The sequence below is a fragment of the Pediococcus damnosus genome (genome assembly GCF_001437255.1).
Lineage (GTDB): Bacteria > Bacillota > Bacilli > Lactobacillales > Lactobacillaceae > Pediococcus > Pediococcus damnosus.
On the sequence record NZ_JQBD01000143.1, the window covers coordinates 1 to 2,867 of the forward strand.

Here is a 2,867-nt window from a genome sequence, read left to right on the forward strand (position 1 = left end):
CCTTCCAATCACCATCAATCTTTTGTTGCCAATGATAACTCTTTACATCTGCATCTTTTTCCGTACTAAAAGTTGCTTTTTGACCTTCTAAAACTGTTTCATCTGCAACTGATGGTTTTGCTAGTTCTTTAACTGTAAGGCTTGCAGCATTTGATGTCTTAGTTACATGACCATTATCTGCGATTACACGGAACTCACTTTGATCGGCTTCTGTACCTTTGGTTTCGTACTCATTTTTATCAGCATCGTCAATATTTTCCCAATCGCCATCAATTAGTTGTTGCCATTGGTAACTTACACCAGAAACTGCTTTAGTTGTGAAAATTGCCTTTTGCCCTTCTAAAACTGTTTCATTATCAACTGTTGGCTTGACTAACTCTGTAACCGTCAGCACTGCCTCATTGGAATACTTATTAATATGACCATTATTTGCTCTCACACGAAACTTACTTTGATCGGATTCTGTACCTTTAGTTTCGTATTCATGTTTAGTAGCACCATCAATATTTTCCCAATCACCATCAATTAGTTGTTGCCATTGGTAACTTACACCAGAAACTGCTTCAGTTGTGAAGGTTGCCTTTTGGCCTTCTAAAGCCGTTTTATCAGCAACTTCAGGTTTAGCTAATTCGGTAACCGTCAACACGGCCGCATCTGAATATTTATCGATATGACCATTATTAGCTTTTACCCGGAACTCGCTTTGATCGGCTTCAGTACCTTTAGTCTCGTACTCGTTTTTATCAGCCCCGTCAATATTCTCCCAGTCGCCATCAACCTTTTGTTGCCATTGGTAACTCACACCGGAAACAGTTTCAGTTGCGAAGGTTGCCTTTTCACCTTCTAAAACTGTTTTGTCAGCAACTGTTGGCTTAACTAATTCCGTAACTGTCAACACTGCTTCATTGGAATACTTATTAATATGCCCATTATTTGCTCTCACACGAAATTTACTTTGATCTGCTTCTGTACCTTTAGTTTCGTATTCATGGTTAGTGGCGCCAGCGATATTTTCCCAGTCACCATCAATTAGTTGTTGCCATTGGTAGCTTACACCCGAAACAGCTTCAGTTGTAAATGTTGCCTTTTGGCCTTCTAAAACTGTTTCATCAGCAACTTCAGGCTTGACTAACTCTGTAACCGTCAGCACTGCCTCATCTGAATACTTATTAATATAACCATTATTTACTCTCACACGAAACTTGCTTTGATCTGCTTCTGTACCTTTAGTTTCGTATTCATGATTAGTAGCCCCATCGATATTTTTCCATTCATCATCAATCCATTGTTGCCATTGATAATTCACACCGGCAACAGCCTCAGATGTGAATGTTACCTTTTGGCCTTCTAAAACCTCTTGATTTTCAATTTCAGGATTCATTAACTCAGCAACAGTCAAAGTTGCCACATTTGATTCATCAACTAAACTTCCACTTGTTGCTTTTACTTTGTATTGAGTACCATCAGCTTCATCACCATTAGTTGTGTAAGTTGAACTTGTCGCACCACTAATGGGTTCAAAAGAATCACCATCTTTCTTTAACCACTGGTAATGAACACCACTAACGGGTTCCTCAACTTTAAATGTGGCCTTCTGGCCTTCAAGAACGCTTTGATCTGCAATAGTAGGTGTTATGCCAGTAACCGTAAGTGTCGCTGCATTAGAAGTCTTTGTCAATACATTATCTGTACCATATTTTACTGTAACTCGATACTCTGTTGTTCCAACAGCATCAGTTCCATCAGTTCTATAAGTTCTATTTGTTGCTCCCTCAATATCTGCCCACTGACCTCTTTCCCGTTTTTGCCACTGATACTCAGCTACGTGATCGGCATTAATATTTTCAGCTGTAAAAGTTACCGATACTCCAGCTGAAATTGTGTGACTTGCCACCGTTGGAATTTCTGCCTTATTGTAGGTATATCTAGCTGATGTTGAACCCGACATCCCTGAAGAAAAGCGAATAATGTAATTCCCAGACTCCTTTTCACTCCATGCTCCCGCTTCCCAAGTTGCTTGCCCAACAGAATTTGTAGTAACCATTCCATGTGATACAGAATGTTCTGGGCCAGAATCTGGTTTAAAATACAGTCCATACGTCACTCTCGTGTTGGCTGAGGCGTCGATTGAAACAGGCAAAATAAGTAATGCAGTTTCCAGACCACCTGGACTGTAGCTATCCCATTCATTCACTTCTGAAGGAGATATGGTAACTGACGCCGACGCTCTTGCATCTTTCTTATCCTTCACTTTTTCTTCGACCTTTTCCGATGCTATCTTATTTTTAGAGTTTTCTACTTGTTCTTCGTCTTTAGAGTTGTTATCATTTTTTAATTCTGTTTGTTCTTTATCTTTAGAATTACTATCAACTTTTTTTGAACTTTCGTCGTCTGATTCTACAGCCATATTTTCTACCTTTTTAGATAAATCAGGTAGCTGTTCAGCGTCCTTAACATCCTGATTTTTTTTGCTCGTCTTTTGCGAGCTTTCAACATTTTGTGCAGAAATATTTACCATGGGTAGAATTGACGTTGAGAGAAGCGGAATAGTACAAGACATTACAATCAATCGCCGAATTTTACTACTTTGCTTTTTATATACTTTTTTCTTCATTAGGATCCCCTTTATAATATTTATTTTATGGTTATTATAAATGATTATAAAAGCTTAAACTGATAACCGTCAACAAATATATACATATAAAAGATAATTTATTTGTAAGTAACTACATCTGATTAACAACTTTCAAATGATATTTAATTATTTTAAGTACAAAATGGCTGGCTTTCATAAAGAAAGCCAGCCATTTTTTTATTCTAGAACATCTTATAAATTCTGGGTCTCTGTCAAATCGTATTGGTGGAGA

The 2,867-nt window shown here is 37.8% G+C and carries 1 protein-coding gene; it reads right to left on the minus strand.

Going from position 1 to position 2,867, the window contains the following annotated elements:
• Window positions 1–2,614 (minus strand): hypothetical protein (locus tag IV84_RS10260; RefSeq protein WP_155515922.1); only part of this gene is annotated, 2,614 nt, incomplete at its 3' end.
• Between the last annotated feature and the right edge of the window lie 253 nt (window positions 2,615–2,867).